This is a genomic window from Ferrovibrio sp. (genome assembly GCF_025869515.1).
Classification (GTDB): Bacteria; Pseudomonadota; Alphaproteobacteria; order Ferrovibrionales; family Ferrovibrionaceae; genus Ferrovibrio.
This window is the reverse complement of sequence record NZ_JAOZVR010000049.1, coordinates 1-15,662: the sequence shown is the minus strand read 5'-3', so window position 1 is coordinate 15,662 and position 15,662 is coordinate 1. Positions and strand designations below refer to the sequence as shown.

Sequence of the window (15,662 nt, the reverse complement as noted above, 5' to 3'; positions counted from 1 at the left end):
GAGTAAATATGGCCAAAGTTATTGGCATCGACCTGGGTACCACGAATTCCTGCCTTGCCATCATGGATGGCAAAAATCCGAAGGTGATCGAGAATGCCGAGGGCGCGCGCACCACGCCGTCGATGGTGGCTTTCTCCAAGGATGGCGAGCGTCTGATCGGCCAGCCGGCCAAGCGCCAGGCCGTCACCAACCCGGAAAACACGCTATTCGCCGTCAAGCGCCTGATCGGCCGCGCCTTCACGGATGACGCGACCCGCCGCTTCACCGAGATGGTGCCGTACAAGGTCGTCAAGGGCGACAACGGCGACGCCTGGGTCGGCGTGCAGGACGAGAAATACAGCCCGAGCCAGGTGTCGGCCTTCATCCTGCAGAAGATGAAGGAAACCGCCGAGAGCTTCCTGGGCGAGAAGGTCACGCAGGCCGTGATCACCGTGCCGGCCTACTTCAACGACGCGCAGCGCCAGGCGACCAAGGACGCCGGCCGCATCGCCGGCCTTGAAGTGCTGCGCATCATCAACGAGCCGACCGCGGCTGCCCTGGCCTATGGCCTGGACAAGACCAGCGACGGCAAGAAGATCGCGGTCTACGATCTGGGCGGCGGCACCTTCGACGTGTCGATCCTCGAGATCGGCGACGGCGTCTTCGAAGTGCGCTCCACCAACGGCGACACCTTCCTCGGCGGTGAGGATTTCGACCTTCGCCTGGTCGATTACTTCGCCACCGAATTCAAGAAGGAGCAGGGCATCGACCTGCGCAGCGACCGTCTGGCCCTGCAGCGCCTGAAGGAAGCCGCGGAAAAGGCCAAGATCGAGCTGTCGTCCTCGACGCAGACCGAAGTCAACCTGCCCTTCATCACCGCCGATGCCTCGGGTCCGAAGCATCTGGTGATGAAGCTGACCCGCGCCAAGCTTGAGGCCCTGGTCGACGACCTGATCCAGCGCACCATCGAGCCCTGCAAGAAGGCGCTCAAGGACGCGGACCTGTCGGCCGGCGATATCGACGAAGTCGTGCTGGTCGGCGGCATGAGCCGCATGCCGAAGGTGATCGAGGTCGTCAAGCAGCTGTTCGGCCGCGAGCCGCACAAGGGCGTCAACCCGGATGAAGTGGTTGCCATCGGCGCCGCCATCCAGGCCGGCGTGCTGCAGGGCGACGTCAAGGACGTGCTGCTGCTCGACGTGACTCCGCTGTCGCTGGGCATCGAGACGCTGGGTGGCGTGTTCACCAAGCTGATCGAACGCAACACCACGATCCCGACCAAGAAGAGCCAGGTCTTCTCCACCGCCGAGGACAACCAGGGCGCGGTGACGATCCGGGTCTTCCAGGGCGAGCGCGAGATGGCGGCCGACAACAAGCTGCTGGGCCAGTTCGATCTGGTCGGCATCCCGTCGGCGCCGCGCGGCGTGCCGCAGATCGAGGTGACCTTCGACATCGACGCCAACGGCATCGTGCATGTCTCGGCCAAGGACAAGGGCACCGGCAAGGAACAGCAGATCCGCATCCAGGCCTCGGGCGGTCTCTCGGAAGACGACATCAAGAAGATGGTGCGCGACGCCGAGGAACATGCCGCGGAAGACAAGAAGCGGCGCGATGCGGTCGAGGCCAGGAACCAGGCCGAAGCCCTGATCCATGCCACCGAGAAGACCATCGCCGATCTCGGCGACAAGGCTCCGGCGGCGGAAAAGGGCGAAGCCGAGGCGGCGATCGCCGAGCTGCGCAAGGCCATCGAGGCCGATGACGCCGAGGCGATCAAGGCCAAGGCGCAGAGCCTGAGCCAGGTGGCCATGAAGCTGGGCGAGGCGCTGTACAAGACGCAGGGTGCCGCCGAAGGCGGCGCCGGCGGCGCGGAGCAGCCCGAGGCTGAAGCCACCGCGAAGAAGGACGACGGCATCGTCGACGCCGACTTCGAGGAAGTCAAAGACGACAAGAAAAAGAAGTAAGCCCTAATGGGCATACCGGGCGCCGCCAGCACATGACGGCGCCCGGTTCCGCTTCGGGGACCTTAAAGCTGGCGGGCGGGATAGTCGCAGTATGGCGAGCAAGCGCGATTACTATGAAGTTCTTGGCGTGGCCAAGACGGCGAATGCGGAAGAGCTGAAAAAGGCCTTCCGCAAACAGGCCATGCAGCATCATCCGGACCGCAATCCGGGTGACAAGGAGGCCGAGCACAAGTTCAAGGAATGTAACGAGGCCTACGACATCCTGCGCGACGACCAGAAGCGCGCGGCCTATGACCAGTATGGCCACGCCGCCTTCGAGGGCGGTCGCGGCGGTCCTGGCGGCCCGGGCGGCGCCGGTTTCGACTTCACCTCCTTCTCCGACATTTTCGACGACCTGTTCGGCGAATTCATGGGCGGCAGCCGCGGCGGCGGCGGGCGCGGCGGCAATCGCGGCTCGGACCTGCGCTACAATCTCGAAATCACGCTGGAAGACTGCTATCGCGGCAAGGCTGCGAAAATCCGCGTGCCGACCTCGATCGCCTGCGAGGCCTGCGACGGCTCCGGCGCCGAGGCCGGTGCCCAGCCGATCGCCTGCCCGACCTGCAAGGGCAACGGCAAGGTCCGCGCCCAGCAGGGCTTCTTCACCATCGAGCGCACCTGCCCGACCTGCGGCGGCGCCGGACGGGTGATCGAGAAACCCTGCAAGGTCTGCGGCGGCGCCGGCCGCACCCATAAGGAAAAAACGCTCAGCGTCGACATCCCGGCCGGCGTGGATGAGGGCAACCGCATCCGGCTGGCCGGCGAAGGCGAGGCCGGCCTGCGCGGCGGCGCGCCCGGCGATCTCTATGTTTTCCTGAGCGTGAAGCCGCACCGGCTGTTCCGCCGCGAGGGCCAGCACCTGCATTGCCGCGTGCCGGTCTCGATGACCACGGCGGCTCTGGGCGGCGCGGTGGAAGTGCCGACGCTGGATGGCGGCCAGGCCCGCATCACGCTGCCCGAAGGCACCCAGACCGGCAAGCAGTTCCGCCTGCGCGGCAAGGGCATGCCCTCGCTGCAGCAGTCCGGCTTCGGCGCCGGCCACGGCGATCTCTATATCCAGGTGATGGTGGAAACGCCGGTCAAGCTCTCCAAGAAGCAGCGCGAGCTGCTGGAGGAATTCGCCAAGCTGGATACCGAGGAAAGCAGCCCGGAAAGCACCGGCTTCTTCGACAAGGTCAAGGAGATGCTCGGCGGCAAGGCCGAGTAGCTTCACCCCCTCCCTCCCCCTCTGCTAAACTCCGCTTCCGTTTAGCCAGTCTCTCGTGGGGAAAGTCATGTCCGCAGTCCGCATCGGCATCGTCGGCATCGCCGGCCGCATGGGCCAGGCCATCACGCGCGAAATCGCCGCCAGCAATGGCGCAGCCGTGCTGGGCGGCGGCATTGAGCAGCCGGGCAATCCGACGCTGGGCCAGGATCCCGGCCTGCTGGCCGGCGTGGGAGCCTCCGGCGTGACCATCACCGAGGATACCGCCGCCCTGTTCGGCAATGTGGATGTGGTGATCGACTTCTCGCCGCCGGCTGCGGTCGGCAAGCATGCTGCGCTGGCCGCCCAGGGCCGGACCGCCTATGTGGTCGGCACCACCGGGCTGGAGCCGGCGCAGTTCGAGGCGCTGCAGAAGGCCGCGCATCACTGCGCCGTGGTGCAGAGCTACAACATGAGCCTGGGCGTCAACATCCTCGCCGGGCTGACGCGGCAGGTCGCCGCCATGCTGGGCGAGGACTGGGATATCGAGATCGTGGAAATGCATCACCGCATGAAGGTGGATGCGCCGAGCGGCACGGCAATCATGTTCGGCGAGATGGCGGCGCTCGGTCGCGGCCAGCCGCTGGAGAAAATCTCCGACCGCGGTCGCGACGGCATCACCGGCGCGCGCAAGCGCGGCGATATCGGCTTCGCGGCCCTGCGCGGCGGCAACGTGGCCGGCGAGCACAGCGTGATCTTCGCCGCCGACAACGAGCGGATCGAGCTGACCCACAAGGCGACCGACCGCAGCATCTTCGCCCGCGGCGCCGTGCGCGCGGCGATCTGGACCAAGGGCAAGGCGCCCGGCCTGTATCGCATGGCCGATGTGCTCGGCCTCGCCGGCTAGGCGTTAGGCGGTATCGAGCGGGCGCAGGCCGGCGCCCGGCGGCTGGCGCCAGCGCCACAGCGCCTCGCGCAGCCCCTCGGCCAGCCGGCGGCGTTCGTCGGGACTGAGAAAAGCGCCCAGCGTCAGCGCCCGGCCATGGCTCCACAGCCGCAGCGGCGCGCTCTCGTCTTCCGCATCGCAGTCCACCCGCAGCCAGTAGGGCTGCAGCCGCCAGGTCTTTTCGCGGCCCTGGATATCGACCCGGCGCACCACCAGCGCATCGGCATCGAGCCGGATGAATTCACGCGCCCGCTGCTGGCGGTAGCTGAATTTGAAGGCGGCCCAGACCAGCAGCACATCCAGCCCGCAGAAGGCGAAGACCGGCCAGGCACCGAGCAGCCAGAAGGCCATGCCGGCGCCCAGGTTGGCCAGCGCGACGAAGCCGATCAGGAGGACGAAGCCGCGCGGCCCCAGCGAGCGGTAGGGCTTCAGCTCGATATCGAAAAAGGCGTTTGCCCTATGGCTCGCCGATTGGTGTTGCGCCGATTGGTCCATGGCCCAAGGCTAGCTCCGGCGGGCGCCGGCGCCAAGTAAAACCCCCGTATACCGGATGACCCCGGCGAAGCGGTTGATTATAGTAGGCAATCCGCAGTTTTACCCGGTTCCCGTCCATGACCAGCCTGGCTCCGCCGATCACACTTGCAGATGTGCGCGCCGCCGCCGCCCGCATCAAGGGCGCCGTGGCCGAAACGCCCTGCCTGCATTCGCGCACGCTCTCGGAGCTGACCGGCGCGCAGGTCTGGCTGAAATTCGAGAACCACCAGTTCACCGCCAGCTTCAAGGAGCGCGGCGCGCTCAACAAGCTGCTGCAGCTCACCGACGACGAGCGCCGCCGCGGCGTCATTGCCATGTCGGCCGGCAACCATGCCCAGGGCGTGGCCTATCACGCCGGGCGCTTAGGCATTCCCGCCACCATCGTGATGCCGACCATCACGCCCTATGTGAAGGTGCGGCATGTGAAGGCCTTCGGCGCCAATGTGGTGATCGAGGGCGACACGCTGGTGGAGTCGGCGGCGCGTGCGCGGCAGCTGGCGGCAGAAAAGAACCTCGTCTTCGTGCACCCTTACGACGATCCCGCCATCATGGCCGGCCAGGGCACCGCAGTGATCGAGATGCTGCAGCAGGCACCCGACCTGCAGGACCTGATCGTGCCGGTCGGCGGCGGCGGACTGATCTCCGGCATTGCCGTGGCGGCCAAGGCGCTGAAGCCCGAGCTGCGCATCTTCGGCGTCGAAAGCGAGCTTTACACCGCGATGTACCAGGAGATGCATGGCCTGCCGGTGCAGGTCGGCGGCATCTCGATCGCCGAGGGCATTTCCGTGCGCGATATCGGCCGCGCGCCGATGGATGTGGTGCGGCGCTATGTCGATGACGTGCTGATCGCCCGCGAGGCCGATATCGAACGGGCCATCGTGGCGCTGGTCGAGATCGAGAAAACCGTCACCGAGGGCGCCGGCGCGGCAGGCCTCGCCGCACTGATCGCCGATCCGGCCAGATTCAAGGGCCGCCATGTCGGCATCGTGCTGTCGGGCGGCAATATCGATACCCGCCTGCTCGCCAGCGTGCTGATGCGCGGCCTGGTGCGCGACGGAAGGCTGGCCCGCATCATCGTGATGACCGACGACGCGCCCGGCCGACTCGCCAAGGCCGCCGGCATCATTGGCGCGGCCGGCGTGAATATCGTGGAAGTGGCACACCAGCGCCTGTTCACGCTGGCCTCGGCCAAGTCGACCGAGATCGAATTCGTGGTGGAAGCCCGTGACCGCGCCCATCTGAAGGACCTGCTGGCAGCCCTTGCCGCCGCCGGCCTGCCGGCCAAGATCGAAGAGCCGGATTAATCCAGGCTCTGACGCTACGGCAGGTTTGCTAGGCCCGCGCAAACGCGGCTATCCTTCCTGCCAAAGACAGGGAGGACATCATGGCCCGCGTTGCCAATAAAGTCGCGCTGATCACCGGCGGAGCCTCGGGGCTCGGCAAGGCAACCGCCGAGCTGCTGGCCGCCGAAGGCGCCAAGGTCGCCGTCGCCGACCGCAACCTGGACGGCGCCCGCGAAGTGGCCGAGAAGATCGGCAAGAATGCCATCGCCATCAATCTGGACGTCACCAGCGAACAGCAGTGGATCGCGGCGCTCGATGTGGTGGATGCCGCCTTCGGCAAGCTGAATGTGATGGTGCATTCCGCCGGCGTCGGCGTGCTGAAGAATGTGGAAGACATCAGCGTCGAGGAATGGCATTTCGTGCATAACGTGAACCTGCACGGCCCCTTCCTCGGCATCAAGCACGGCCTGTCGCGCATGAAGGCGCATGCGCCGGGCTCGATCATCATCATCTCCTCCGTTTCCGGCATCATCGCCGGCCATAACATGTCGGCCTACAACACCTCCAAGGCCGGCGCCCGCATGCTGGCCAAGACCACGGCCCTGCATTGCGCCAAGCGCAAATACGACATCCGCTGCAACTCGGTGCATCCCACCTTCATCGACACGCCGATGGTGCAGAGCATGATCTATGCCGGCGGCGACCCGGCCGACCGCCGCGCCAAGCTGGAGGCGCAGGTGCCGCTCGGCCGGCTGGGCGAGCCGATCGACGTGGCCAACTGCATCCTCTATCTGGCGTCCGATGAATCGAAATTCGTCACCGGCACGGAATTCGTGCTGGATGGCGGCATTACGGCGCAGTAGGCGAGCACAGGACTCACCACAACACAAACCGTCACCCTCGGATTTATTCCGAGGGTCCATCCCCTCCGCCCGCGCCTCGGAACGCGCAGATGGATCCTCGGCACAAGGCCGAGGATGACGATTTTTTAGGCGGCGGGATACGTGACCGCCACCACAGGTGATTGTGAAGTTATCTTTTCAAGCGACTCGAATCGCCCCATATTGAGGGGCATGAACACCGCGCCCTCCATCCTGATGCCCTCTATTCTGATAGTGGTGCATCAGGAGAGTTCCGATCCCGGCCGCATCGGCGAGCAGTTGCGGGCGCGCGGCTATCATCTGGATATCCGCCGGCCCTGCCTCGGCCAGGACCTGCCCACCGACATGAACGGCCATGACGGCTGCGTGGTGTTCGGCGGACCGATGAGTGCCAATGACGATCATCTTGACTTCATCCGCAAGGAAATCGATTTCATCCCGCGCGTGATCGCCAGTGGCAAGCCCTATCTCGGCGTCTGCCTCGGTGCGCAGCTGATGGCGCGCGCCGGCGGCGCGAAAGTGGCGCCGCATGCGGAAGGCTGGCACGAGATCGGCTACTATGCCGTGAAGCCGACGCCGCGCGGGCGCGACCTGTTTCCCGATCCGCTGCATATCTTCCAGTGGCATGGCGAGGGGTTCGAGCTGCCGCGCGGTGCGGTGCGGCTGGCGTCGACCGGCTGGTTCCCCAACCAGGCCATGCGCATCGGCGACAATGCCTACGGGGTGCAGTTCCATCCGGAAGTGACCGGCGCGATGATGCAGCGCTGGACGCAGTTTGCCGGCCATCGCCTGCTGCTGCCCGGCGCGCAGGCCCGCGATCTGCAGCGCGCCCGTTTCCAGAAACATGATGCCGGCATCGCCGCCTGGCTCAGCGGTTTTCTCGACCGCTGGCTGGCCGCGCCCGCGTCAGCGACGAAGCAGAATGGCGGCGAAGAAGCCGTCCGTGCCGTGGCGGCCGGGTGACAGGCTGAGATAAGGCCCCGGCACCGGACAGGCGCCGCCCACCGTCTGCGCCCACACATCCGTCACCGGCAGGACACTGAAATCCGGATGGCGTTTCAGGAATGCCGCCACCTGATCCTCGTTTTCTTCGACCAGCACCGAACAGGTGACGTAGATCAGGCGCCCGCCCCTGGGGGCAACCAGCTTCGCCGCGCGATCGAGGATTTCGGCCTGGCGCGGTACCAGTTCAGTGAGATCCTGCCGCGACAGGCGCCATTTGGCATCGGGCTTGCGCCGCCAGGTACCGGTACCGGTGCAGGGGGAATCGACCAGCACGCGTTCGGCCTTCTCGGCATGGCGCTTGATCCATTTACCGTCGATCTCGCGGCATTCGGCATTGTGCACGCCGGCGCGGCGCAGCCGCAGCTTGGCCTGGGCCAGCCGCGCCTTGCTGACATCCATCGCCACCAGGCGGCCGGCATTCTTCATGGCGGCGCCCAGCACCAGCGTCTTGCCGCCGGCCCCGGCGCAGAAATCGACCACGAACTTTTTGCCGCCGGCATCGACCAGCTGGGCGGCGAGCTGCGAACCCTCGTCCTGCGGCTCGACCAGGCCCTCGGCATAAGCCTGCGTGTTGTTGACGTAAGCCTGCGGCGACAGGCGCAGGCCTATGGGAGAGAACGGCGTCGGCTGGCTGCGCAGGCCTTCGGACTGCAGCGCGGCGCTGGCCGCCTCGCGCGTGGTCTTCAGCCGGTTGACGCGCACATCGAGCGGTGCGGCCCGCAGCATGGCGGCGAGTTCGAGATCGAGATCGGCACCGAAACGGCGCTGCAGCTGCGGCATGATCCAGTCCGGCACACTGAACTTCGCCGCCGGCGGCATATCCGGATGCTCCAGCGTATGGCCTTCGAGCCGGCGCAGCAGCGTTTCGATGGCACCGTCGCCGGCGGGAAACAGCGGCAGCAGGCCTTCGGCCTTGGCGCCCGAGGAGAGGATGCGCCAGGCGGCGACGCGCAGGCGGTTGTCGGGCGGCAGGCCGGTCTTGCCAGCAGAAATCCACCAGTCGAGCCGGCCGCGCAGGCGCAGCACCTCGTCGACGATATGCAGCAGCGCCTCGCGCTCGGCCTCGTCATAGAGTTGGTGATGCTGCTTCATCCAGGCATGGCGCACGCGGTCGCCGGTCTCCCGGTTCGGGAACATGGCATCCAGCAGGTTGACGGCGCCTTCGGCGACCTTGCGGCTGCCGGCCGGACGCAGCGTGCTGGGGCGGCGCTCGCGCTCAGCCGGGGCACGTTCGCCAGAAGCGCGGGCGCCAGAAGCACGGGCGCCGAAGCCACGCGCGGGTGACGCGGCCGCCTTGCGGTCGGAGCGGCCGCCGAATTTGGCATCGGAACGCGGCCGGACGGGCGCAGCCTCCTGGTCGCGGCGCGGCCGGTCTCCACCGGATCTGTCTTCGCGGGGGCGATCCTCACGCGGACGGTCTGCCCGGGGTCTGTCTGACCGGGGCCGCTCTTCGCGGGGCCTGTCTGACCGGGGCCGATCCGCCCGGGGCCTGTCTGACCGGGGCCTGTCGTCGCGGGGCCGCTCTTCGCGGGCAGTGCTGTCGACGCGCGGCCCCTTGCGGATCGCCTCGCGCTCGGCATTGCGGGTCTCGCCCCAGCTCTTGGCCTTGGCCGGGCGAGCGGCCTTCTGGGAACGATCCTGATCCTGCCTGCCCTGTCGCGTCTGGTCGCGGCCAGGCCGCTCCTCACGGGACCCGGCCGGCTGGCGCGGGCCATCCTGGCCCGGCGCCCGCTTCGGACCGCCCTTGCCCTTGGCAGCCTTGCTGCCGCTGCCACTGCCACTGCCGGGCGGGCGGGTGCCAGCCGGTTTCCCCGCCCGACCGGCAGCGGGACGGCTGGCAGCGGGGCGGCCGGCAGCAGAACGGGCGGCAGGGGGACGGCCAGCGGAAGACGGGCGGCCGGGAGGCGGGCGGCGGGACACGGCGGATACTCGGTGTTATGGGGTGGATCTTTGGGCTGTCATAGGCCGGGGGCGGGCCAATCACAAGCGCCATAAGCATCTGCCGTCCCGCCCCGGCGCCATGCTAAGCTTGGCGAACCTTTCACCACCGATCCGCGTTATCCCTCCGTGACCGCCTCCTCGCATCCCCGCTCCGGCTTCCGCCTTGCCGACCTGACCTGGGTCGACGCCGCCGACCTGATCGGCGACGGCCTGCCCGTGGTGATCCCCATTGGTGCCGCCTCGCGCGCCCACGGCCCGCATCTGCCGCTCGGCACCGACCGCCTGGTGGTCGAGGTGGTGGCCGAGCGCCTGCTGGCCAGCCTTCCGGTTCTGGTGGCCCCCTGCATCGCGCAGGGCTTCCAGCCGGCCTTCATGGATTATCCGGGCAGCCAGCATATCGAGGCCGATACCTTTCAGGCGCTGGTGACCGAAATCATCGAGGGCTATCTGCGCCACGGCGCCGAGCGCATCCTGCTGCTCAACAACGGCATTTCCACCGAGGCGCCGCTCAAGCTGGTGGCACAGACCATCCTGCAGCGGCATGGTGTGCGCATCGCCACCGCCGACCTGCCCCGGCTCGGCAGCACCTCCGCCTCGGCCGACGATCTGGACGAACGCGATACCTCGCTGCTGCTGGCCATCGCGCCGGCCCTGGTGCGGCTCGACCGGCTGGAGCAGATGGCCGAAGACGCCGCCGAGGATGACGAGGACGGATTTATCGAGGGCGACGACGAGCCGCGTCTGCTGAGCCTGCGCCGGCCGCTGCGTTTCACGCCGGAAGAACGCGCCGGCGGCGTGCTGAATCGCACCGGCACCACCGGCGACGCCACGACGGCGACGGCGGAAAAGGGCGAGCGCCTGCTGGCTGCGGTCATCGACGAAATCGTCGCCGACCTGCGGCAGCTCTGGCCGGATCTTTAAAATCTGAAGTTCAGACGATCCGCAGGTTGCGGGCGTTGCTGCGCAGCTTGAGGTCGTTGACAGAGACTTCCAGCACGTTGATGGCGCGCTTCACTTCGTCGAGCTGCGTCTTCAGCTCGGAAATATCGCTCTTGAGGTCGCTGAGTTCGCTATAGGTGAGCTGCGAGGCGCGCTCGTTGTCGGCGAAAAACTTGTTGTAGGAGGTGAACTGTCTTTCGATGGCGCCCATGCGCACTTCCAGCGACATGCGCATCTGGCTGATGCGCTGTTCGAAATTGCCCAGATGCAGCAGCAGCCAGGCGCCCAGCCACAGCAGGACAATGCCTCCGCCCAACACATAGAGCCAGTCGTTCATGTGTCACCTTCCGCCCGCGGCGCCACAGAGAATCAGGCGCCCTTGCGTGTCTAACAGGATATAGGCCCCGTCCGTTCCAACGCAACGTAGCTTTTTGTCGTGGTTAACGCGGCGGGCAGGCCGCAACCGGTCGGCCGGCGAAGACAACCTGGCGTATCGGGTTGAGCCCCACCTGATAGGCCAGGGCAGCCGGACGTTCGATATCCCAGACCACGAAATCCGCCATTTTCCCGGTTTCGAGACTGCCCACCGAATCGGCCATGCCCAAGGCCCGCGCGGCCTCGTGGGTGACGCCCGCCAGCGCCTCGGCCGGGGTCAGGTGGAACAGCGTGCAGGCCATGGACAGCATCAGCAGCAGCGAGGTGACCGGCGAGGTGCCGGGATTGCAGTCGGTGGAGATGGCGATCGGCACACCATGGCGGCGCAGCAGGTCGATCGGCGGCAGTTTCGTTTCGCGCAGGATGTAGAAAGCGCCGGGCAGCAGCACCGCCACGGTGCCGGCCTGCGCCATCGCCTGCACGCCGGCCTCGTCAAGATATTCCAGATGATCGGCCGACAGCGCCCGGAAGCTCGCGGCCAGCGCGGCGCCGTTCATGTTGCTGAGCTGCTCGGCATGCAGCTTCACCGGCAGGCCATGCTTGCGCGCCGCCTCGAAAACCCGCCGCGTCTGCGCCAGCGTGAAGCCGATGGTCTCGCAGAAAGCATCCACCGCATCGGCGAGGCCAGCCTGTTTGGCGGCCGGAATGATCTTTTCGCAGACCAGATCGATATAGCCATCGGCATCGCCGGCATATTCCGGCGGCAGCGCATGGGCGGCCAACAGCGTGCTGCGCACGCGCAGCGGATATGTCTCGCCGAGCCGGCGCGCCACGCGCAGCGTCTTCAGCTCGTTTTCCAGATCGAGGCCGTAGCCCGATTTGATTTCCAGCGTGGTGACACCTTCGGCCAGCAGCGGCCGCAGGCGTTTTTCGCCCTGTGCCAGCAGGGTGGCTTCATCGGCGGTGCGCGTCGCCGTCACGGTGGCGCGGATGCCGCCGCCGGCGCGGGCGATCTCTTCGTAGGACGCGCCGTTCAGCCGCAGCTCGAATTCATGGGCGCGATCGCCGCCATAGACCAGATGGGTGTGGCAATCGATCAGACCGGGCGTGATCCAGCCGCCGCCGACATCATGCACGGCGGTCTCGCGGCCGATGCCGTCCTTCGGCAGGGCATCGGCCGGACCGATCCAGGCGATGCGGCCGTCTTTCAGCGCCAGCGCGCCATTGTGGATGGCCCCAAAGCCATCGGCGCTGCCAGCCTGCATGGTGGCAAGATCGGCGCCGCGCCAGACGCTGTCCCAGGTCTCGGTCATCTGTGCCTTTCGCCTCACCGCGGTTTCTGCCAGCTTATATATACAAGTTGGGAGACCCCGTCATGCGCCGCTTCCTGTTGCGCCACGCCCTGCTGCCGGATGGCTGGCACGACGACGTACTGGTCAGCGTGGATGCCGCCGGCCTGATCGCACGGGCAACACCGAAGTCTGTGGATGCCACGGCGACGCTGCTGGATGGCCCGGTCCTGCCCGGCCTGCCCAACCTGCACAGTCACGCCTTCCAGCGCGCCATGGCCGGCCTGGCCGAACGCAGCGGGCCGGGACAGGACAGTTTCTGGACCTGGCGCGAGACCATGTACGGTTTCGCATCGCGGCTGACCCCGGAAGACATCGAAGCGATTGCCGGCCAGCTCTATGCCGAGATGCTGGAGGCCGGCTTCACCGCCGTGGCCGAGTTCCATTATGTGCATCACCAGCCCGGCGGTGCACCGTATGACGATCCCGCCGAACTGAGCCGCCGTGTGATTGCGGCTGCCGATACCGCCGGTATCGGCCTGACGCATCTGCCGGTGCTGTATCGCTATGGCGGTTTCGGCAGCAAAGAGCCGCAGCCGCGCCAGCGTCGCTTCCTGCATGACGCCGAGGCTTACGCCCGCCTGCTGCAGGCGCTGGCGCCGGCTTTCCGCGGCCGCAGCGACCGGCGGCTCGGCATCGCGCCGCATTCCTTGCGCGCCGTTTCGCCTGAGCTGCTGCGCGACGGCATCGCGGCGCTGAACGAGATCGATGCGGCGGCGCCGATTCATATCCATATCGCCGAGCAGACCGCCGAGGTGGACGACTGCCTCGCCTGGAGCGGCAAACGCCCGGTGCAATGGCTGCTCGACCAGGGCATTGTCGACCGGCGCTGGTGCCTGGTGCATGCCACGCATCTGGATGAAGACGAGGTGCTGCGGCTGGCCGCATCGCAGGCGGTCGCCGGCTTCTGCCCGACCACGGAAGCCAATCTCGGCGACGGGCTGTTTCCGGCGGTTGACTACATGGCTGCCGACGGCCGCATCGGCATCGGCTCCGACAGCCATATCAGCGTATCCGTGACCGAAGAGCTGCGGCTGCTGGAATACGGCCAGCGCCTGGTACGGCGCAGCCGCACGCTGCTGGCGGGCGGTCCCGACCGTTCGAACGGACGGCGCCTGTTCGAGGCTGCGGCCCGGGGCGGTGCACAGGCGCTGGGCCAGCCGATGGGCGCCATCGCGCCGGGCCATCGCGCCGATTTCGTGCTGCTGGATGCCGATGCGCCCAGCCTGACGGCGCGACGCGGCGATGCCGTGCTGGATGCCTGGATCTTTTCGAACCAGGCGCGTTCAGCGATCCGCGATGTCTATGTCGCCGGCAGTCGCGTGGTCGAACAGGGCCGCCATATCCGCAGCGACAGCCTCGCCGCCGCTTACCGCAAAACGCTAGGCCGCCTGCTCCAGGACTGAGCGGCTGCCGGGCTCGCGGCAGAAGGCGATCAGGCGACGCAGGAAGGCCTCGCCCTCGGCCACCTGGCTGAGCTCGATATACTCGTCAGGCTTATGCGCCTCGCGGATATTGCCCGGGCCGCAGACCACCGCCGGTACGCCGCCGATCTGGAAAATGCCGGCCTCGGTGCCGTAGGACACCGCATGGGTCTGGTTCTGCCCGGCCAGCTTGAGCGCCAGCGTCTCGGCCGGATTGCGCTCGGCCGGCAGCAGGGCCGGCGCATAGGCAACCATCTCGGTGTCGATGCCGGTCTCGGGCCGGATACGCTGCATCTTCGGCACCAGTTCTTCAGCGGCATAGCGTTTCACGGCCTCCAGAATCACCGTGTCATGCTCGGGCTTCACGCTGCGGATATCCCAGGCCAGCCTGCATTCGCGCGCCAGGATGTTGCGCGCGGTACCGCCATGGATCTCGCCCACCGTGATGGTGGTGAAAGGCGGCTCAAAGCGGGCATCCTGATGCTGGGGCTTCTGGTATTCCACCTGGATGCGGTTCATCTCGGCGATCAGCTCGGCCGCCATCTGGACGGCATTGACGCCCTGATGGATAGCCGAGGAATGCGCCTCGAAACCGCGTACCAAAGTGTTGCAGGCGCAGACGCTCTTATGCGCGTTGACAACCTGCATGTCGGTCGGCTCGCCGATGATGGCGAGTTTCGGCATCGGGCCACCGCGATTGATGAATTCGACGATGCCATGCACGCCGATGCAGCCGACCTCCTCGTCGTAGGAAAAGGCGAAATGCAGCGGCACGCTCAAGGGCTTTTCCAGCATCTCGGGCAGCAGCGCCAGGCAGAGCGCGATGAAGCTTTTCATGTCCGAGGTGCCGCGGCCGAACAGCCGCTCGCCGCGCTGCACGATCTTGAACGGGTCGCTGGTCCAGGGCTGGCCATCCACCGGCACCACATCGGTATGGCCCGACAGCACGATGCCGCCGACATCCTTCGGCCCGATGGTGGCGTAGAGATTGGCCTTCTTGCCGGTGGCGTCGAAGATCTTTTCGGATGCGACACCATGCTGCGCCAGGTATCCGGCGATGTCGTCGATCAGATTGAGGTTGGACAGGCGGCTGGTGGTATCGAAACCGACCAGCCGGGCGATCCAGTCGAGGGAAGCCTGGCTAGGAGAAGTCATTGGTCCGGTTTAGGGCGGCAAACCGCGCCGGTCAACAACGAACAATTGGCAAATATTGCGGTAATTGGTTCAGTCGTCCATGCCGCGGACGCCGCCGCCGCTGGCGATCATGGAAAGGAATTCCTGGCGGGTGCGCGGATCGTCGCGGAAGGCGCCCAGCATGCGGCTGGTCACCATGGTGACGCCATGTTTATGCACGCCGCGGGTGGTCATGCACTGGTGCGCCGCCTCCATCACCACGGCGACGCCGCGCGGCTGCAGTACGGCCTGCAGCGTATTGGCGACCTGGGCGGTGAGCTTCTCCTGAATCTGCAGCCGCTTGGCATAGACCTCGACCACCCGGGCCAGCTTGGAGATGCCTACCACGCGCTTGCCCGGCAGATAGGCGACATGCGCCTTGCCGATGATCGGCACCATATGATGCTCGCAATGGCTTTCGAGCCGGATATCGCGCAGCACCACCATCTCGTCGTAGCCCTCAATCTCCTCGAAGGTGCGCTCCAGCATGCCGACCGGGTCTTCGTCATAGCCGCCGAAGAATTCCTCATACGAGCGCACGACGCGGTCGGGCGTGCCCAGCAGGCCCTCGCGGGTCGGATCGTCGCCGGCCCAGCGGATCAGCGTGCGCACGGCCTCTTCGGCCTCGGCGCGGTCCGGTCGCTGAATTTTGC

At 66.8% G+C, this 15,662-nt stretch carries 14 protein-coding genes; 8 read left to right on the top strand and 6 right to left on the bottom strand.

Features of this window, described 5'->3' with window-relative positions; all coding sequences use genetic code 11:
- Nucleotides 1-8: 8 nt before the first annotated feature.
- From dnaK to dapB, 3 genes are all read left to right on the top strand, one after another.
- Nucleotides 9-1,937: a molecular chaperone DnaK gene (gene dnaK, locus OJJ21_RS07530; RefSeq protein ID WP_297684728.1), complete on the top strand. Its 1,929-nt coding sequence runs from the start codon at nucleotides 9-11 to the stop codon at nucleotides 1,935-1,937.
- 91 nt (nucleotides 1,938-2,028) lie between these two features.
- Nucleotides 2,029-3,183, top strand: coding sequence for a molecular chaperone DnaJ (gene dnaJ, locus OJJ21_RS07525; protein WP_297684726.1), 1,155 nt, complete (start codon nucleotides 2,029-2,031; stop codon nucleotides 3,181-3,183).
- Nucleotides 3,184-3,250: 67 nt separating this feature from the next.
- Entirely contained in the window at nucleotides 3,251-4,066 is an 816-nt protein-coding gene (dapB, locus tag OJJ21_RS07520; protein ID WP_297684724.1) for a 4-hydroxy-tetrahydrodipicolinate reductase, read from the top strand.
- A 3-nt stretch (nucleotides 4,067-4,069) separates the two neighbouring features.
- Here the strand turns inward: dapB and OJJ21_RS07515 are convergent, their stop codons facing one another.
- Nucleotides 4,070-4,600, bottom strand: coding sequence for a DUF2244 domain-containing protein (locus tag OJJ21_RS07515; RefSeq protein ID WP_297684722.1), 531 nt, complete (start codon nucleotides 4,598-4,600; stop codon nucleotides 4,070-4,072).
- A 116-nt stretch (nucleotides 4,601-4,716) separates the two neighbouring features.
- Here OJJ21_RS07515 and OJJ21_RS07510 point away from each other — a divergent pair, with 116 nt between their 5' ends.
- From OJJ21_RS07510 to OJJ21_RS07500, 3 genes are all read left to right on the top strand, one after another.
- Complete coding sequence (locus tag OJJ21_RS07510; RefSeq protein WP_297684720.1) at nucleotides 4,717-5,943, top strand: threonine ammonia-lyase; 1,227 nt, start codon at nucleotides 4,717-4,719, stop codon at nucleotides 5,941-5,943.
- Between the two features lie 80 nt (nucleotides 5,944-6,023).
- Nucleotides 6,024-6,785: a glucose 1-dehydrogenase gene (locus tag OJJ21_RS07505; RefSeq protein WP_297684718.1), complete on the top strand. Its 762-nt coding sequence runs from the start codon at nucleotides 6,024-6,026 to the stop codon at nucleotides 6,783-6,785.
- Nucleotides 6,786-6,995: 210 nt separating this feature from the next.
- Nucleotides 6,996-7,766, top strand: a complete 771-nt coding sequence (locus OJJ21_RS07500; RefSeq protein WP_297684716.1) for a GMP synthase — start codon at nucleotides 6,996-6,998, stop codon at nucleotides 7,764-7,766.
- On the opposite strand, the gene OJJ21_RS07495 is transcribed toward OJJ21_RS07500, so the two are convergent.
- Nucleotides 7,710-9,728 (bottom strand): hypothetical protein, encoded by a 2,019-nt coding sequence (locus tag OJJ21_RS07495; protein WP_297684714.1) that lies wholly within the window; start codon nucleotides 9,726-9,728, stop codon nucleotides 7,710-7,712. The two genes, OJJ21_RS07500 and OJJ21_RS07495, sit on opposite strands and share 57 nt — an antisense overlap.
- Nucleotides 9,729-9,875: 147 nt before the next feature.
- Between OJJ21_RS07495 and OJJ21_RS07490 the strand changes: the two genes are divergently transcribed.
- Complete coding sequence (locus OJJ21_RS07490) at nucleotides 9,876-10,670, top strand: creatininase family protein (RefSeq protein WP_297684712.1); 795 nt, start codon at nucleotides 9,876-9,878, stop codon at nucleotides 10,668-10,670.
- Nucleotides 10,671-10,680: 10 nt separating this feature from the next.
- Here the strand turns inward: OJJ21_RS07490 and OJJ21_RS07485 are convergent, their stop codons facing one another.
- Both OJJ21_RS07485 and hutI read right to left on the bottom strand, forming a co-directional pair.
- Nucleotides 10,681-11,025: a hypothetical protein gene (locus OJJ21_RS07485; protein WP_297684710.1), complete on the bottom strand. Its 345-nt coding sequence runs from the start codon at nucleotides 11,023-11,025 to the stop codon at nucleotides 10,681-10,683.
- A 103-nt stretch (nucleotides 11,026-11,128) separates the two neighbouring features.
- Nucleotides 11,129-12,376 (bottom strand): imidazolonepropionase, encoded by a 1,248-nt coding sequence (gene hutI, locus OJJ21_RS07480; protein WP_297684708.1) that lies wholly within the window; start codon nucleotides 12,374-12,376, stop codon nucleotides 11,129-11,131.
- Between the two features lie 62 nt (nucleotides 12,377-12,438).
- Here hutI and OJJ21_RS07475 point away from each other — a divergent pair, with 62 nt between their 5' ends.
- Nucleotides 12,439-13,818, top strand: coding sequence for a formimidoylglutamate deiminase (locus tag OJJ21_RS07475; protein WP_297684706.1), 1,380 nt, complete (start codon nucleotides 12,439-12,441; stop codon nucleotides 13,816-13,818).
- Here OJJ21_RS07475 and argE read toward each other — a convergent pair.
- Together argE and folE are read right to left on the bottom strand one after the other, a co-directional pair.
- Nucleotides 13,795-14,991 (bottom strand): acetylornithine deacetylase, encoded by a 1,197-nt coding sequence (argE, locus tag OJJ21_RS07470; protein ID WP_297684704.1) that lies wholly within the window; start codon nucleotides 14,989-14,991, stop codon nucleotides 13,795-13,797. The two genes, OJJ21_RS07475 and argE, sit on opposite strands and share 24 nt — an antisense overlap.
- Nucleotides 14,992-15,060: 69 nt before the next feature.
- Entirely contained in the window at nucleotides 15,061-15,657 is a 597-nt protein-coding gene (gene folE / locus OJJ21_RS07465) for a GTP cyclohydrolase I FolE (protein ID WP_297684819.1), read from the bottom strand.
- Between the last annotated feature and the right edge of the window lie 5 nt (nucleotides 15,658-15,662).